The sequence below is a fragment of the Prevotellamassilia timonensis genome (genome assembly GCF_900106785.1).
In the GTDB taxonomy this organism is placed as follows: Bacteria; Bacteroidota; Bacteroidia; order Bacteroidales; family Bacteroidaceae; genus Alloprevotella; species Alloprevotella timonensis.
Genome location: NZ_LT629845.1, coordinates 1,215,766 through 1,231,770 on the forward strand (window position 1 = coordinate 1,215,766; position 16,005 = coordinate 1,231,770).

General features: G+C 46.2%; 13 protein-coding genes and 1 rRNA gene. 8 read left to right on the top strand and 6 right to left on the bottom strand.

Translation table 11 applies throughout. From position 1 onward, the window contains the following. Positions 1-213 precede the first annotated feature (213 nt). The 8 genes from ftsY to BQ5453_RS13615 all read left to right on the top strand — a co-directional run bounded on the left by ftsY (position 214) and on the right by BQ5453_RS13615 (position 8,029). The gene (ftsY, locus tag BQ5453_RS13580) at positions 214-1,182 is read left to right on the top strand and encodes a signal recognition particle-docking protein FtsY (RefSeq protein WP_071123588.1); all 969 of its coding nucleotides are present in this window, start codon (positions 214-216) and stop codon (positions 1,180-1,182) included. A gap of 238 nt (positions 1,183-1,420) precedes the next feature. Next, positions 1,421-2,761, top strand: coding sequence for a 30S ribosomal protein S12 methylthiotransferase RimO (gene rimO / locus BQ5453_RS13585; RefSeq protein WP_071123589.1), 1,341 nt, complete (start codon positions 1,421-1,423; stop codon positions 2,759-2,761). 441 nt (positions 2,762-3,202) lie between these two features. After that, on the top strand, positions 3,203-3,475 hold the full coding sequence (locus BQ5453_RS13590) for an HU family DNA-binding protein (RefSeq protein ID WP_022103027.1): 273 nt from the start codon (positions 3,203-3,205) through the stop codon (positions 3,473-3,475). 14 nt (positions 3,476-3,489) lie between these two features. Continuing rightward, positions 3,490-4,848: an HU family DNA-binding protein gene (locus BQ5453_RS13595; RefSeq protein ID WP_071123590.1), complete on the top strand. Its 1,359-nt coding sequence runs from the start codon at positions 3,490-3,492 to the stop codon at positions 4,846-4,848. 193 nt (positions 4,849-5,041) lie between these two features. After that, the gene (locus BQ5453_RS13600) at positions 5,042-6,151 is read left to right on the top strand and encodes an HU domain-containing protein (RefSeq protein WP_071123591.1); all 1,110 of its coding nucleotides are present in this window, start codon (positions 5,042-5,044) and stop codon (positions 6,149-6,151) included. A gap of 117 nt (positions 6,152-6,268) precedes the next feature. Further along, positions 6,269-6,793, top strand: a complete 525-nt coding sequence (locus BQ5453_RS13605; protein ID WP_071123592.1) for an FHA domain-containing protein — start codon at positions 6,269-6,271, stop codon at positions 6,791-6,793. 26 nt (positions 6,794-6,819) lie between these two features. Further along, positions 6,820-7,233 (top strand): hypothetical protein, encoded by a 414-nt coding sequence (locus BQ5453_RS13610; RefSeq protein ID WP_235860103.1) that lies wholly within the window; start codon positions 6,820-6,822, stop codon positions 7,231-7,233. 52 nt (positions 7,234-7,285) lie between these two features. Next, positions 7,286-8,029, top strand: coding sequence for a ComF family protein (locus tag BQ5453_RS13615; protein WP_071123593.1), 744 nt, complete (start codon positions 7,286-7,288; stop codon positions 8,027-8,029). Positions 8,030-8,054: 25 nt separating this feature from the next. Here the strand turns inward: BQ5453_RS13615 and BQ5453_RS13620 are convergent, their stop codons facing one another. From BQ5453_RS13620 to rrf, 6 genes are all read right to left on the bottom strand, one after another. Beyond that, positions 8,055-9,590: a hypothetical protein gene (locus BQ5453_RS13620; protein ID WP_143033423.1), complete on the bottom strand. Its 1,536-nt coding sequence runs from the start codon at positions 9,588-9,590 to the stop codon at positions 8,055-8,057. A 179-nt stretch (positions 9,591-9,769) separates the two neighbouring features. Then, entirely contained in the window at positions 9,770-11,845 is a 2,076-nt protein-coding gene (locus BQ5453_RS13625; protein ID WP_083361249.1) for a ComEA family DNA-binding protein, read from the bottom strand. Positions 11,846-11,956: 111 nt separating this feature from the next. Further along, on the bottom strand, positions 11,957-12,634 hold the full coding sequence (locus BQ5453_RS13630; protein ID WP_071123596.1) for a BamK family beta-barrel-assembly machinery protein: 678 nt from the start codon (positions 12,632-12,634) through the stop codon (positions 11,957-11,959). A 271-nt stretch (positions 12,635-12,905) separates the two neighbouring features. Beyond that, the gene (gene rprY / locus BQ5453_RS13635; protein ID WP_022103018.1) at positions 12,906-13,616 is read right to left on the bottom strand and encodes a response regulator transcription factor RprY; all 711 of its coding nucleotides are present in this window, start codon (positions 13,614-13,616) and stop codon (positions 12,906-12,908) included. Between the two features lie 37 nt (positions 13,617-13,653). Then, on the bottom strand, positions 13,654-15,144 hold the full coding sequence (locus BQ5453_RS13640) for a sensor histidine kinase (RefSeq protein ID WP_022103017.1): 1,491 nt from the start codon (positions 15,142-15,144) through the stop codon (positions 13,654-13,656). 774 nt (positions 15,145-15,918) lie between these two features. After that, positions 15,919-16,005 (bottom strand): 5S ribosomal RNA (gene rrf / locus BQ5453_RS13645); the annotation flags it as partial.

Here is a 16,005-nt window from a genome sequence, read left to right on the forward strand (position 1 = left end):
GCAGTCTGCCCACTTGCGCACCGAGCTGCTTTAAGCAGCCCACTGGCGCACTGGCATTGCTTTTCGAGCCTAATTCTCGTTTCTTTCAGTCTTTTTTCGTAAGTTTGCAAAAATATTTTGGGGCAATCCCATCAAATAGTTTCTTCCACCGCAACAATGATAGCAACGTGTTTGCTATACGGGCTCTGAAGGTGATAAAAACAACACAAATTCATGGGTATATTTAGCATTTTCTCAAAAAAAGAAAAGAAGGAAGTTCTTGATGCCGGACTTGAAAAGACCAAGTCCAGCTTCTTTGGCAAACTCACTCGCGCCATTGCCGGCAAAAGCAAGGTGGACGACGAAGTGCTCGACCAACTTGAGGAGATACTCATCACCTCAGACGTTGGTACTGACACTACCATCGACATCATTCACCGTATAGAGGAGCGCGTGGCACGTGACAAATATGTCAACACGGCCGAGCTGCACAGCATATTGAAAGACGAAATCGGTGCGCTGCTCACTCAAAGCGGTAATGACGACACTGAAGGCTTTAACATTACAACCGACCGCAAACCCTACGTCATTATGGTGGTGGGGGTAAATGGTGTGGGCAAAACTACTACCATTGGCAAACTGGCTTACCAGTTTAAGAAAGCCGGATTGAAAGTGGTGCTCGGTGCTGCCGACACATTCCGCGCAGCCGCGGTTGAGCAGTTGGTCATTTGGGGCGAACGCGTAGGCGTGCCCGTTATCAAGCAGCAAATGGGCAGCGACCCCGCCAGTGTGGCATACGACACCGTAAATTCGGCTAAGGCGCAAGGGGCGGACGTGGTGCTTATCGACACCGCAGGCCGTTTGCACAACAAAATTGGCTTGATGAACGAGCTGACCAAGATAAAGAAGGTGATGCAAAAGGTTGTGCCTTCTGCTCCCGACGAGATATTGCTCGTGCTCGATGGCAGTACCGGGCAAAATGCCTACGAACAGGCTAAACAATTTATTAAAGCCACTGATGTGACGGCCCTGGCTATAACCAAACTTGACGGCACGGCTAAGGGCGGTGTTGTAATAGGCATTTCACACCAGCTCAAAGTGCCTGTGAAATATATCGGGCTTGGCGAAAAAATGACCGACTTGCAGCCATTTAACCGGCAGGAGTTTGTCAACTCGCTCTTTGAAAACTCTGAGCTGAAATAACAGGATTTGGGCTGACGGGTTGACGGGTAAGTATGTCATACTCTACTCAACCACGTTAAAGTTTGAACGGCAAGAAACTTAAAAAGGTTGGCAAACTTGCCTGCACCCTCCCGCTAACTTGTCAGTTTGTTTGCTGATTACGCCAACGCGCATATCAACTAAAGCTCAAATACCTACGCACGCCACAGGCACATACAATTCTCCCCCTACCACTACACACTCGACGCTATAACAGACAATGAACAACGACAATACGCAACAATATAAGCACAACATTGACGTCATAACCATGGGGTGCTCCAAAAACCTTGTGGACTCTGAAAAACTGCTCAGCATGTTTCAAGAGCATGGCTATATGGTGCACCATAACCCCGAACACACACATGGCGACATTGCTGTCATCAACACATGTGGCTTTATAGCCTCGGCCAAGGAGGAAAGTATCAACGAAATTCTTGAACTCTGCGAGTTGAAGAACGACGGCGAACTTAACAAGGTGTTTGTAATGGGCTGCTTGTCGGAACGCTATATGGACGAGCTGCGCGAGGAAATTCCCGAAGTGGACAAGTTCTACGGCAAATTTAACTGGAAGGAACTCATCAACGACTTGGAGGCGGAGGACAATGAACCGAGCACCCCCATTTGTGGCGAGGCTGCACGCGTCACCACCACGCCCAAGCACTATGCCTACATCAAAATATCGGAAGGGTGCAACCGGCACTGCGCCTATTGCGCCATTCCTATCATTACCGGCGAACACAAGAGCCGCCCGATGGAGGACATACTGAACGAGGTGCGCGAACTTGTGGGCCAAGGCGTAAAGGAGTTTCAAATTATAGCGCAAGAACTCACTTACTACGGCATTGACCTCTATAAAGCGCAACGGCTGCCCGAACTGATTGAGCGCATGGCAGAAATCCCCGGCGTGGAGTGGATAAGGCTGCACTATGCCTACCCCACCCACTTCCCCACAGACTTGTTGCGCGTTATGCGCGAGCACGACAATGTGTGCAATTATCTGGACATTGCCCTGCAACACATCTCTGACAATATGCTCAGCCGCATGCAGCGCCATATTACCAAAGCTGAGACGCTCGAACTCATCGACACCATGCGCCGCGAAGTGCCGGGCATCAGTATCCGCACAACGCTCATGGTTGGTTTCCCCGGCGAAACGGAAAAAGACTTTGACGAGCTGATGGACTTTGTACGCGCAGCGCGCTTCGACCGCATGGGAGCATTTGCTTACAGCGAGGAGGAAGGCACATACGCTGCCAAACATTACCGCGACGATGTGCCCGAGGAGGTGAAGGAGCAACGCCTTGACAGGCTGATGATGCTGCAAGAGGACATTGCTACCGAATTGTCGGAAAACAAGGTTGGACAAACGCTTAAGGTGATTGTTGACAGACAGGAGGGTGAATACTTTATCGGACGCACGGAGGCCGATTCGCCCGAAGTGGACTGCGAAGTGCTCATTGCACGCAATGAAGATGAGCCGCTCGTAATTGGAAACTTCTACAATGTCAAAATCACCGGTAGCGAGGAGTTTGACCTTTATGGCGAAGTTGTTGACTGATTTCGCACACACCTATGCTCCATGCAGGGCATCTGCTTTATTAAAAAGACGCGAACCATTACATAATTCAAGTTTCGGATTTAGCAAGGGCGGGCTGAAAGCCCAATGGAACACATAGCCCAGGGCAAGCGAAGCGACACCCTGGGGTTCCCGCATAGTAAAGTCTCCGCGCCCTGTAAGGGCAAAAGCTTTAACCCTTTATGTTGTTATCCTTGCTTGATAGCTGATTTAGCGATCTTAAAGAGGAACATCGTATGTATATTTTGTTCAATACCTGCGCAATGTCTTAAAACTTTTGCCCTTACAGGGCGCGACTGCTCCAACACGCGATACCCAGGGTGCCGCTTCGCTTGCCCTGGGCTATGTGCTACATTGGGCTTTCAGCCCGCCCTTGCTAAATCCGAAACTTGAGTTACATAACACTACAAAAACCGCAGTTCTGTGAATAACAAAGATTTTATCAGTGCTATTGCCGCACGTACAGGCATGACAGCAAAGGCCACACAAAAAATGGCCTCAGCTTTTGTTGGCAGCATTGCCGAGAAACTTGACGATGACACACAACTTGCCGTTCAAGGCTTTGGCACTTTTGAAGTAAAAAAGAAGATGGAACGCGTCGTGGTTAACCCCGCCAACAAACAACGCAAACTCATTCCGCCCAAACTGGTGCTGGCCTTCAAACCAAGTGCCGTGCTTAAGGAAAAGATGAAATAAAAGTGGCCAACAATATGAAGAAGAAACTGACGTTACAAGATTTCGCAGACTACATTGCACAAAGCGAGGGTGTTGACAAAACAACAGCCGAGGCCTTTGTGCGTGCTTTCTTTGACATTATTGAAGAGGGTCTTATCGACGATAAGTTTGTTAAAATCAAGGGATTTGGCACCTTCAAATTAGTGGCCGTAAGCGAACGGGAGAGTGTTAACATCAACACGGGAGAACGCTTTCAGATAAGCGGCCACACCAAAGTTTCGTTCACGCCAGACAGCACGATGAAAGAGCTTGTCAATCGCCCATTTGCCCATTTCGAGGCTGTTGACTTGAACGACGATACGGACACGAAGGAGTTTGAAGTGATTGATGAGGAAATGGAGGAAGAAGAGCTTGACGAGGGCGACAGTGCCGACATTGACACTACTGCCACCGACGACAGTGCTGACAATAGCGACGACCAGGACCAAGACACAACCGACACAGCCGAAACACCGAACACGAATGAGGAACAGGAACCGGCTGTGACGGCAACGACTCCAGTCACCACCGCTGGCAATGCTAAAAATGAGCCAGAACAACCTGATATAATTGATAACGACAATGGACCGGAGGCCGATAAAGAAGTAGTAGATGCAGAAGACGAAGCGCCTGCGGAACCGGACAACTGCAAGGGCGATGACAAACACCGCGAAGGACAAGAGCTGCAACCCGCCGCACAAACCGACACTGCAGAGCAAGCACACGATGAGGAAGAAAAGGACATCGTGGTAACTACGCCCGCCCCCATCAACAATCAAACGGCAAGCAGTGCTGGCACTGACAATCAGAATACGAATGCCTCAGTTGGATACACTTATAGCGAAGTGCCCGGTCCGCACAAACGAAACTGGTGGAAGGTGACAACCGCCATACTGGGCATTTTAATATTGATGGCAGCAAGCTACTTTGCCGGCTACTACCGTATGCTCTGCCCTAACTGTAACGACAATATAGACGAACCCATTGCTGCCGACAGCAACGCTACAAACACTCTGTCTGTGCCACCCCAAGCGCAACCGCAACCTGTTGACACAACCAAGAGCACCAGCCCCACCGATACGGTTGTAAAGACCGCCACACAACCAGCCACCACACAGGCAGAAGTTGCTGCGCCAAAGACTGAAGACACAGAAGCCACCAAAACCGCAAAGGCAGCCCATGCAAAGGAGGCTACAGCCAGGCCCACCACGCACAAGGTTAAAGTTGGCGACAACGTCTACCGCATTGCACGAAAATATTATGGTTCGGACGAGTATGCTGAGAAGATTATCAAGGCAAACCATCTCAAGGACGCCAACAACATCACCGTTGGCATGGACTTGAAACTGCCTTAAGGGTGGCTCTAATAATTAACCTTTACAAGAGCTACTCCGCAATACGGAAGATTGGCCCATTTCATACGCAAACATGTTAAGTTGTTGTTTATCAGCAACTTAACATGTTTGTCATTTTTATACGGCACAAAAAGTACAAAAAAACCTCTTTGCACCTTTGCATAAATCGAAATAAAAGGCGTAAATTTGCAGTATGATTGAACTCTCCAGACATATTGAAAGCCTTATGCTAAAGCATGATTGTGTAATTGTGCCCGGATTGGGTGGTTTTATCACACAATATGTGCCAGCACGCCGTGTTGAAGGTGAGCAACTATTTTTGCCACCATGCCGCACTGTGGGCTTTAATCAGCAACTCACACTTAATGATGGGTTGCTAGTTCAGTCATACATGCAAGCTTACGACACAAATTATCCCGAAACGATCAAACTCATCAACGATGCAGTTAAACAGCTCAAACAAGAACTGCAAGAAAATGGCGAGTACGAGCTTTCGGGTATTGGACGTTTGACGCTTGGCATCGGCGGAAAATATAATTTCACACCATGTGAGGCTGGTGTGTTGTCTCCCGAACTTTACGGCCTTGACACCGTTAGCATACCTAATGTGGCACAAGCCGAAAAGCAAAAGCCTGCCACAGCTGCACATGACAAGAAGAAAGTGCACATCAAACGCACTGAGAAAAATTATACCATCAGCATTAACCGCGAATTGGTTAACTACGTGGCAGCTGCCGTGGTAACCATTTTCTTCTACTTCTTGTGGGCAACACCTGTCAGCAATTCGCCACAGAATGACAAGCAGGCAGCATCTGCCATTTATGAGCAGTTATTTGACAACGCCACACAAAAGGTTGTTCAACCTAAGGAGGTTGGACCTGCCGTCATGCAAGACGCTGCCACAAATGCTGATAGTACTAACGCTTTGTTGAGCAATACATACTCAGACAATAGTATATCAACCAATGTGGCTCAGGAGGCCAAAAGCGTTCAGCCAGCAGTTCAGCCGCAAGCCGAAAGCGCTGCTACCGCCAACAACACAACGCCGACAGCTAAAACAATGCCGACGCAAGCTGGCCGTTACACCCTGGTTTTGGCAAGTGCCATAAGCGAAAGCAATGCACAGCATTTTGCACAAAAGTTGAAACAAGAAGGCATGAAAGATGCCTCAGCCTATAAACGCGGCAGAATGGTGCGAGTGGTGTACGGACACTATGCCAACGAAAATGAGGCACAAAAAGCACTCAACACGCTGCGAAGGCATGAAGCCTTTACTGATGCTTGGGTGATGGAAATTAAATAGAGGAATTAGGACAACAGACAATACACATTAAGTTCCTAATTCCTTTTTTTATTAACACTATACAGACATACTTCGCACAAGCTGACGAAGATGGCTGAACTAATATGACAGAACACTATGAAACGTATACGCTGCCCTAAATGTGACGAATCCATTCTTTTTGACGAAACTCAATATGAGCCAGGACGTGTATTAGTATTCGAATGCCCCGAGTGCCACAAACAATTCAAAATACGCATACCTCAACCCAAGCCTGCCGCGACCACAGAAGATGAGGACGACACGGAACAAACTCCGGTCCTTGGCAAATTGGTAGTGTTGGAGAATGCCTTTCACTTTAAGCAGGAAATTCCCCTGTACCCTGGCGAAAACGTTGTTGGGCGACTTGTTAAAGGCTCTAATGCCAATGCCGCCATCAAGACGGTTGACCCAAGCATGGATACGACGCACTGCATCATTACTGCCAAGTTGCTGCCCAACGGCACTCCACGCTTCACACTGCGTGATGCGCCATCAAACACCGGCACTTTCCTGCAAAACGAAATTTTGGGCGACCGCGACCGTGTCATTATCAATGATGGCGATATCATTACCATCGGGGCCACAACAATGATTTTGCGCACCAATGATGACGAGGATTGATAACCCTTCAAACACTTTAGCAAACAATGAAAAAAGCACTTCTTACGCTGTTCTTGGCTCTGACAAGCTGCATGTGCGCCATGGCGCAACGACCGTTTGAGGGGCACTTCTTTTGCAAGGAGCTCGGCGTTAATCTGTACATCAACCTCTACGAGGAAACGCTTACCGCTCCAGGATTTTCTTTTCTTGGCAAGATGCACGGCTATATGAAGGATGGCATTTATGGCACATGGATGATTACAAAATGCCATATTGATGGTAGTTGTGCCCACATTCGCTTTAGCAATGACATTGGCTCTGACACGCAAGATGTTGAACTGAAAATTAAAGACGACAACACCTATGCCTACCACGCCATAGGCGGAAATGCCGTGCGAAAAGCTGTGGGGCGCAAACTCGTGAAAGTGTCTGGCGACATGACGTTTGTACGCATAAAGTGAACTACCGCTAAGTTAAAGACTTAGGGAGCAAATACACTTTTCGATATTTACCATGAACATACACCTTCGGCATATAGGTCAAAGCATTCTTAACACGCTTTTTCCACGCTACTGCTGCGTGTGCGGGCGACGGCTGCTCGAAAGCGAACAGGATTTGTGCCTCAACTGTTTGTTTGAGTTGCCCATGACTAATTTGCATGGTAAAAAGGGCAGCACTTTTGAGCGCATTCTTTGGGACGATGCCGTTTATACACAACATGCCAACAGCATGCTCTACTATCGTTCGAAATCAAATTACTGCCGCATCTACTTCATGTTCAAGTATCATAACCACCCTGAAATAGCAGTGAATTTTGGCAGAATGATGGCACAGGAACTTCAAGGGACTGATTTTTTTGAGGGCATTGATTGTATGGTGCCGGTGCCATTGTCACCGCAAAGAATGAAGCAACGCGGCTATAATCAAAGCGAACGACTTGCATACGGCATTAGCCTTATTACGGGCATTCCTATTGACACAACGTCTGTCATACGCAATGTTGACAATCCTACGCAAACACACATGTCTATTAGCGAACGCCGAAGGAATGTGCAAGGCATATTCGAATTGGCCGATGCAGAGGCACTGCAAAACAAGCATGTACTGATTGTGGACGATGTCATTACAACCGGCAGTACTACAAGAGCCTGTGCACGTGCGGTGTTAAAGGCCGAGGGCACAAAAATCAGTATCATAAGCCTTGGCACTTCACGATTCAACAAAGAAAAGCCTAAACCCTTCTGGATAAGGCCTTAACCTTTGCACCACAAGCTGAAATGGTTCAACGTACTTTTATGTGTAGAGCTTTGCTTTTGACCATGCGCATGTAAGCTCTGAATGGAGCTAAACGACTATTAGATGGTGCTGGTACAAAATTCTGCAAAGTGGGGTGCAGCATATAGCAAGTAGCTTGACCATCTGCTATTACCAACCAATCATATTCGTTAGCTTTCAACAAGTTTTGTTGCGTGCCTGCACTGGTCAAGCCTATATGTCCTTTTACCGACAATACTTCTATCACGCCATCTTTTGAAGGCTTTATAATGTAGCCCGTATGTGCCGACAATGCTTTGACTTGTTCAAAGCTCAAACTATCACCTGACATTCCCGTGCAAGCATAGACTGTCCCCGTTATAACCTCGGCATCATACGGCAGACTCAATGTTTGCCAAGCCTTGGAGTTTTCGGCTGTTCGTCTGTAACTTACCTGGCCTTCAGCTATCCTTATTTCCCGGTCTGTATTAAGTGGCTGCTTGTCTGTTATCACTAATTTTTGATCGAGCAGTTCACAATCAGTACCCCTGCACAGCACCACAAAATGCCATACATTTTGCACCGCTGCGGCTTGCGCTTCACCTACAAACACAGGGCAATTATATTGTTGTTGTGTAAAGGCTTTGACATCTTTAGGCAATATGGCCTTTGTAACATCTAAGCACTTTATACCATCAAAGTCCAGATTTTTCAAGCCTGAAGTTGTCCAGCCTCCCGTCAACAAGCATGTGCCTGCCGCTGTTACACTCCTACCCGGCTCTTCGGCTACTTCTGACAGTAATGCAGGCTGCTGCATTTCAGCCCATGTTGACACGCCCCATGCGCCATCGGCATAACTCACATAACGCGGTTCTGCCTCGTTTGTCTGCCAATAGCCGTTACGCAAACGCCAAACGAACTGGGTGGTATTGGTATTCAAATTATAATCTAAATAGCCCTCGTCATTTTTCAGCACAAAGGTGCTGTCGCCCTGCAAATGGGCTGTCCACACGGCTAACTGTTCAAATGGCGCTATACTGCCATCGCACAGTAATGCATCTGTGTTACTATGCTCTTTGCCATTTTTCAAGCAAAGCGTATAGTTTGAAGCGATACAATAACGATGGCCATTCTTTGGCATTTTCATATTTCCCTGCGACACTGCTGCCCCCAATTTGTAAAGTTTCAAGCCGTTTTTCATATGGGGCAGATACTCATTCGAATAGTTGTCGAACAAATTCACGTGGCTATCATTTTCATCAAGTGCCAAAGTTCGCCCGCCATCGGACAATAACACATTACCGTTGAGCAATACGGTACAAGTCCACATAACTCGGTCTGACAAGGATTGCGCAAAAGTCAAACCTAATTTGCCATCGGCCTTGCGCGCTAAATATTTTTGTTCTGCGTATGAGTATAACGCAACCTTGTCCTGGCCAAGCGTCTCCACTTGCCAAAGGGCGTTGCCATCACCTAATGTTACGCGCTCATCAGCATCTACTACGCAACGTTCACCTTTCAACTTCGTTCCCTTCTTTGAATTAGGATAAAGGCTACTGGTCATAAAGTATTCGGTGCCCTCTGCATTTAACGAACTTATTGCATAAATGCCAGGCCCTATCACTGAAGGCGCAACATGCTGCAACGTGATAGGAAAACTAATTGATGATTGAGCACGGGCTGCAAACAATATGGTCACAACCAACAAAAACATAAAGACTTTTTTCATTTCAAATTATAGTGTTACAGTATCCAACGCAACTGCAGTGCGAGGTCGTTCTTCCATGATGATGATATCAAGTCCAAACGCGATGAGATGCTACTTTTGTTGAAATAATGAAGCGATGATGCGCGGACTGACAACGCAACAGACTTTAGCACTTGCCAACTGCACAACAACACGCCCCGCATACCATGATAAGCATAGCCATTAAAGCTACTGGTGTACAACAACTGAGGCTCGTACACATAAAGCTGTGAATCAGTATCGTCCGTAAAGAATATGCCCATAAACGCTTTGGCCGTAACCCGCTTGCTGGCCTTGTAACTGCCACGGCACGAAGCCATGATGCCTTTGCTCGATGTACCACGCTGCTTGGCTGTATAGGCTGCATCTAACTGAACAGCAACATCACCGCGAGTGGCCTTGAACAATGAACTTAAACGTATTTTATGGCGCATCACATACTCCTTCAACACCTGGCTTTTGTAATTGTAAGTTTGCTGTTTCGACCTGATCTGATAACGAGCCATTAACTGCCAGCCTGCACCAATTTGCGCAAGTGACTGCAACATGCCTTCAACACCTTTGGCATTGTCGAAACGCGAATTGAATGTAGGATACGGAAAGCGGAACACGTCCAGATAACCACTTAGTTCTAACTTCTTTTGCGGCAAATAACGTACGGTGGCAAGCAAGCCTTGTTCGTTTGCCACACGCGTGTTTTGTTGTATAGCCTTGCCATACAAACTTACAAAGCGTGGTGAGAACTGCCGATATTGTGCACCTATATTCAGTTTGGTGCCAACGTTCCATGACAAACTATGTTGTGTGGCAATGTGCCCGTTGGCATCAAAGGCTATATCGCCTTGGCAATTCCAACGCCGCTGGCTTACATAATAATTTGCAGCTACATTGCCGGCAGTACGTCCACGAAAATAATGCCTGTTATAAATTTGCACCTTGGGCCACACCACACTATTGAAATGTGCCACATAGCCGTCCAAACCTATTCCCCACTGCTTTTTGCTGTACACTATCTGTACACCACTTGTCAAACAGCCCAAAGTGCGACGTGAATTTATCTCAGACAATGTGCGATGCAATCCTGTTGTCAAAATAGTACGTACAGTGTCTGTGCTAGTCTGCGTTCTTCCGTCAAGTTTTCGATATGACACAAAAGCCATCATCTGCCACCCTTTGCTACAATAACTGGCTGCCAGTCCGCGAAAGAAGTCACTCTCCTGTGTCGATGTGTGAGCGCGAAAGGTTGTTACATTACCGCTCACCTTGCTCAAAGCCTGCGCCTTATTACCATATACCTGACGTCCATACAACAAACCATATCCGCCCAGCAAATCATAGTCTCCCATTACAACACGCCATTTCTTGCCGCGTGGCCTTAGCAGCACGTACCCCGAAATATAATCATAAGGGTAAAAACCTCTCACCGCAACAGGCTCACCCGCATCTTTCTCAAAGGTCAATCCGTAAAGCACCTCACGTTTGTAATGATAACGATACCTTACAACATGATGCAGGGCATTACCCGTATAATAGTTTGTAGCAGTCGGATTATCAACATCTTTATACCCGGCACAACTATACAAAGGTATATTCAAACGTGTTTCAACCTCATGGGTACCACGTACAAGTTTGGCAATGAGTCGGTCCTGTTCCCTCATGCGCTGTACATACGCTTCCGACTGTAACATGGCAGAATCACAACGCACGAACAAAGACAAATAACTGCGCGTAAAATAATCCATACCATTCACCAGCATCAGCTCGCCCAACGATAAGAAACCATGACGTTTTTCTCGATAGCTCAAAATTGAATCTGCTTGTGTTTCATCAATAAAGGGTAATTGCAATAAATCACTCCTGCTCAACCGGTTAATTTGCATGGGGTGCTGCATCAGCACTTGCAACCTTTCTCTTTGTTCTTCAAGCAAGGACTCGTCTTCTTCACCATTTTCTCCCTCATAATAAGTCTGCACAAACTCGTCCCACGTCATATACGGTTTGTCCTCAATCTGTGCCATCATGCAAGACGGGGACAACAACAAAACGAGCAACAAGCATAGTTGTTTTATCATAATGGCATGGTTTTATTAAGGCTATGAATAAGGTTACAAAACAACAAATTGAGACTAAAGGCCATGACCATTCTTTATCATAAGCCTTTAGTCTCAACACAAAAAGACGTTTTATCGTCCCATCTGATAAGTTATGTCATAAAAACAAGGATAGACATTAGCCGAAGCATTTGCCTGACCATAAGAACCTGGTACAATCAAGCGCACATGCGCCAAGTTGCGCGTGTCACGCGTCAGTTTGACATAAGTGAAAGGCACGAGCCATGCTGGAGGTGCTGCTGAAGATTTGTAAGAATCATACATCACACCACTCAAAAATGTACCCGCAAACGTGCCCGAAGTATTTGTTACACTGACTATGTCCGGATCATTTTGCAGACCATTTGATGTCTGAATGCTGTCGCCGGCAATGTTGAACTCGGTGTAACGCACAAGCACACGTTTGGGTTCACTGTCGTCAGCAATCTTTTCACCATCACCCTTCGACACTATCTGCATGTATACACCCGTGCGGTTAAAGTACACATATTCATTCTTCGATACATCGGTCGTGCTATCATTTTTGTAAAAATCAGACTCCGATATCACCTTGATATTGCCTGGGATATTCAGCAAATATTCATCTTCATCATCAGCACTTTTAACTTGCGCTCCAGTTTGTATAAAGCCTGCTATCTGTTTGTTTTCGCGTTTACGCTTATCAGCATAGGTTTCGTCATCATTACATGATTGAAACACTGATGCCAAAGCAAACATCAGCAACAAGGCGATATTCAATTTATGTTTCATACTTTATTTAGGGAGTAATGTTTTGTGCAAAGATTGTGCGAACCGAGAGCAGAGATACAAGTTCATTTGTAATCTTTACCGTGGCACAGTCTATCCTGTGCAAAGTTACTGAAAAACTCGAAGTGCGCAACAACTTGACTTTGTAAAAGATATGCCAAAACAACAAAAGAAAGACCTTTTAGCATTCAATGCACTCATTATCACAAAATGAAAGAGGTGTGCAGCACAAAACCACACACCTCTTTACTCATTTAATTTGTGTACCTTAGCATCAAACCTCTGGCTCGGGAGTAATCAATTTGTACCCCTTGCCATGAATGTTGATAATCTCGACATTCTCATCAGCTTTAAGATGCTTACGCAACTTTGTAATGTAAACGTCCATTGAACGTGCATTAAAGTAGTTGTCATCTATCCAAATGGTCTTCAACGCAAAGTCACGCTGCAAAATCTCATTGGCATGAGCACACAGCAAACTCAAGAGTTCACTCTCTTTAGTTGTCAACTTTGTCTGCTCGTCACCACGCGAGAGGATTTGCTTCTGCGTATCAAACGAGAACGAACCAATATTGTAATGCGTGCGGTTACGGCTCTTCTTACCACGCACACGACGCAAAATGGCCTCAATACGGAACGTCAATTCCTCCATAGAGAAAGGCTTGGTCAAATAATCGTCAGCACCAATGCGGAAGCCCTCTAAAATATCCTCCTTCAGCGTCTTTGCCGTAAGGAATATGATAGGTATCTCCTCGTTAATCTGACGAATGTCGCGTGCCAAGCTGAAGCCGTCCTTTTTAGGCATCATCACGTCCAGCACACAAAGGTCATATTTGTTTTGTGTAAAAGCTCTATAACCAGCCTCGCCATCAGGACAGAGTTCCGTGTCATAGCCCTTTGCCTGGAGATATTCGCGAAGCAACATACCAAGGTTCTCATCGTCCTCGCAAAGCAGAACGCTCATTTTTTCTTCGGGGGTATTCATAATCGTATTCTATTTTATATTGTTTATTTCAGTTATTTTACTCCATCAAAGGAAGCGTTATTACAAACGTCGTTCCCTTGCCATATTCACTTTCGGCATGTATCGAACCGCCCAATGCTTTAATTACGTTATGTACATAGGCAAGGCCCAGTCCGAAACCCTTTACATCGTGACGGTTGCCTGTGTGGACACGATAGAATTTCTCAAAAATCTTTTTCAAGTCCTCTCGCTTGATTCCGATACCATTGTCTGCTATCGAAATGACAAGTTTGCTATCCGATTCATTACGAGTTGTCACCACAAGATGCAAGTCCCTGTTCTCAGCCTTATACTTAACCGCATTATCCATCAAGTTGAATATTACGTTCGTAAAGTGCATCTCATCAACAAACACTATTGCATCTTCAGCATCAATATGGGCATCAATCTTGCCACCAGCAGCCTCCACCTTCAACCGAAAAGTATTTACCGTGTCATGCACAAGCGCGTTTGCATCGACTTCTTTACTCTTGAATGTGGTAGCCTTGCGGTCGAACATCGACATCTGCAATACCTTTTCCACCTGGAAACGCAAGCGCTTGGTTTCATCGACAATAACACCCGAAATATGCTTGAACATTGTCTCGCTCTTCGCCACTGAAGGGTCGCGCAGCATTTGGGCTGCCAATGAAATGGTAGATATAGGCGTCTTAAACTCATGCGTCATGTTGTTTATGAAGTCATTCTTTATCTCCGACAAGCGCTTCTGGCGGAAGATTGTCCAAATTGTAAAGATAAAGACTATCAGCAACAACAAGGTGAAGATTATAGCCGGGATCATAAACTTGACACTTGAGAATAAGAAGCTCTTCATGTCAGGAAAATGAATGTAAAGCAATCCCTTTTGAGCTGAGGGGTCATTGGGATACAACACCTGGCGGTAAATGTATCTGTCGCCCTCTTTTGTATAATCAGAACAGCGATAAACCAACCTGCCATCTGACGTGGTTACGTAAAAATGGTAAGGTATATTTATGCCGTTGCTCCTTAGCTCTGCTCTTAAATCGCTATCCAAAGCCCGAAAGTCCACGCGCTCAGACAAAGGCAAATCGCTCGGCGTATACATCACAGAGTATACAACCTCATTCAACAAAGCTTTTTGATAAATGTAGCGCTGTCGAACAGAGTCGCGTATAGATTCATCAACAGAATTGGAATTCAAGTTGTCGAGAAACAATCCCTTTGGCACATTGGCCGGAATAGTCGACCGCATCCTTGCTTCAAAAGGAGTTTCTCCATTGTTTGCAGTCTGTAACGAGTCATTAGATTGCGAAGCATTTGGTTTTCCAAAACGACGCTCCAACCCACGTTTAGTCTCGTTGAGTTCCAAATTGCGAGCTGCCTGATATAAACTGCGTGTAACAGATTCATCAAACTGCTCCTTGCGCATATTGATTACCTCTTCAAAGTATTTTGCTTGTAAAAAGATCAACGCGAGGAACAGGAAACCCATCACTCCCGCGATGACCCATATCGTCGATTTCTTCATAATGCAAAGATATAGCTATTGTTAAATCAACGCCAAGGAAACATAAACAATTATCTAATATCAACCTATTATTAACAAGATAAGACTTTTTTGGTTAACAAAACATCAAGTATAACAACGCTCGTTATGCTCACGGAAATACTGATATGCTGTGTTTGCTTCTTAAATTCGCTTTTCAACCTGTCAATCTGAATGAAAGCGCAAGCACTAAACGCTATCACCAAACGCTATATCTAAACGCTATCGCCAAACACTACCTCTAAACGTTAGCTCTATACGCTACCTCTAAACGCTAGTTCTAAACGCTACCTCTAAACGCTAGCACAAAACGCAAGCACTAATGGGGGCGACGCGTCTCGCGTCGGAAAAAGATGCAGCTATTATTTGGTAGGGTTCGTTTTACCCTCCTTCCTCTATCCCGACGCGGGACGCGTCGCCCCCATTAGAGCTAGCGTTGGGTGCTTGAGTTTATCACAGAATGGCATAATTAGGCAACTCCCAACGCTAGCTCTAATGGGGGCGACGCGTCTCGCGTCGGGAAAAGATGCAGCTATTATTTAGCAGGGTTCGTTTTACCCTACTTTCTCTATCCCGACGCGGGACGCGTCGCCCCCATTAGAGCTAGCGTTTAGAGCTAGCGTTTTATTAGAGGCAGCGTTTCGTGCAGCGCATTTCTGACAACTACTGACCTCGGCAGATTCGCAAACGCTCAGATGTGCGCAGACACAAAAAAACCTCTCTCAGTTGTGACACTGAAAGAGGCTGTGAAAATAAAGTTGGCGGCGACCTACTCTCCCGCGGGTGTGCAGTACCATCGGCGCGGTTGGGCTTAACTTCTCTGTTCGGAATGGGAAGAGGTGA

What these genes read in the sequence shown, in the direction of transcription:
- ftsY (WP_071123588.1), top strand. Translation starts at nt 214, where the DNA reads ATGGGTATATTTAGCATTTTCTCAAAAAAAGAAAAGAAGGAAGTTCTT.
- rimO (WP_071123589.1), top strand. Translation starts at nt 1,421, where the DNA reads ATGAACAACGACAATACGCAACAATATAAGCACAACATTGACGTCATA.
- BQ5453_RS13595 (WP_071123590.1), top strand. Translation starts at nt 3,490, where the DNA reads ATGAAGAAGAAACTGACGTTACAAGATTTCGCAGACTACATTGCACAA.
- BQ5453_RS13600 (WP_071123591.1), top strand. Translation starts at nt 5,042, where the DNA reads ATGATTGAACTCTCCAGACATATTGAAAGCCTTATGCTAAAGCATGAT.
- BQ5453_RS13605 (WP_071123592.1), top strand. Translation starts at nt 6,269, where the DNA reads ATGAAACGTATACGCTGCCCTAAATGTGACGAATCCATTCTTTTTGAC.
- BQ5453_RS13610 (WP_235860103.1), top strand. Translation starts at nt 6,820, where the DNA reads ATGAAAAAAGCACTTCTTACGCTGTTCTTGGCTCTGACAAGCTGCATG.
- BQ5453_RS13615 (WP_071123593.1), top strand. Translation starts at nt 7,286, where the DNA reads ATGAACATACACCTTCGGCATATAGGTCAAAGCATTCTTAACACGCTT.
- BQ5453_RS13620 (WP_143033423.1), bottom strand. Translation starts at nt 9,590, where the DNA reads ATGACCAGTAGCCTTTATCCTAATTCAAAGAAGGGAACGAAGTTGAAA.
- BQ5453_RS13625 (WP_083361249.1), bottom strand. Translation starts at nt 11,845, where the DNA reads ATGATAAAACAACTATGCTTGTTGCTCGTTTTGTTGTTGTCCCCGTCT.
- BQ5453_RS13630 (WP_071123596.1), bottom strand. Translation starts at nt 12,634, where the DNA reads ATGAAACATAAATTGAATATCGCCTTGTTGCTGATGTTTGCTTTGGCA.
- rprY (WP_022103018.1), bottom strand. Translation starts at nt 13,616, where the DNA reads ATGAATACCCCCGAAGAAAAAATGAGCGTTCTGCTTTGCGAGGACGAT.
- BQ5453_RS13640 (WP_022103017.1), bottom strand. Translation starts at nt 15,144, where the DNA reads ATGAAGAAATCGACGATATGGGTCATCGCGGGAGTGATGGGTTTCCTG.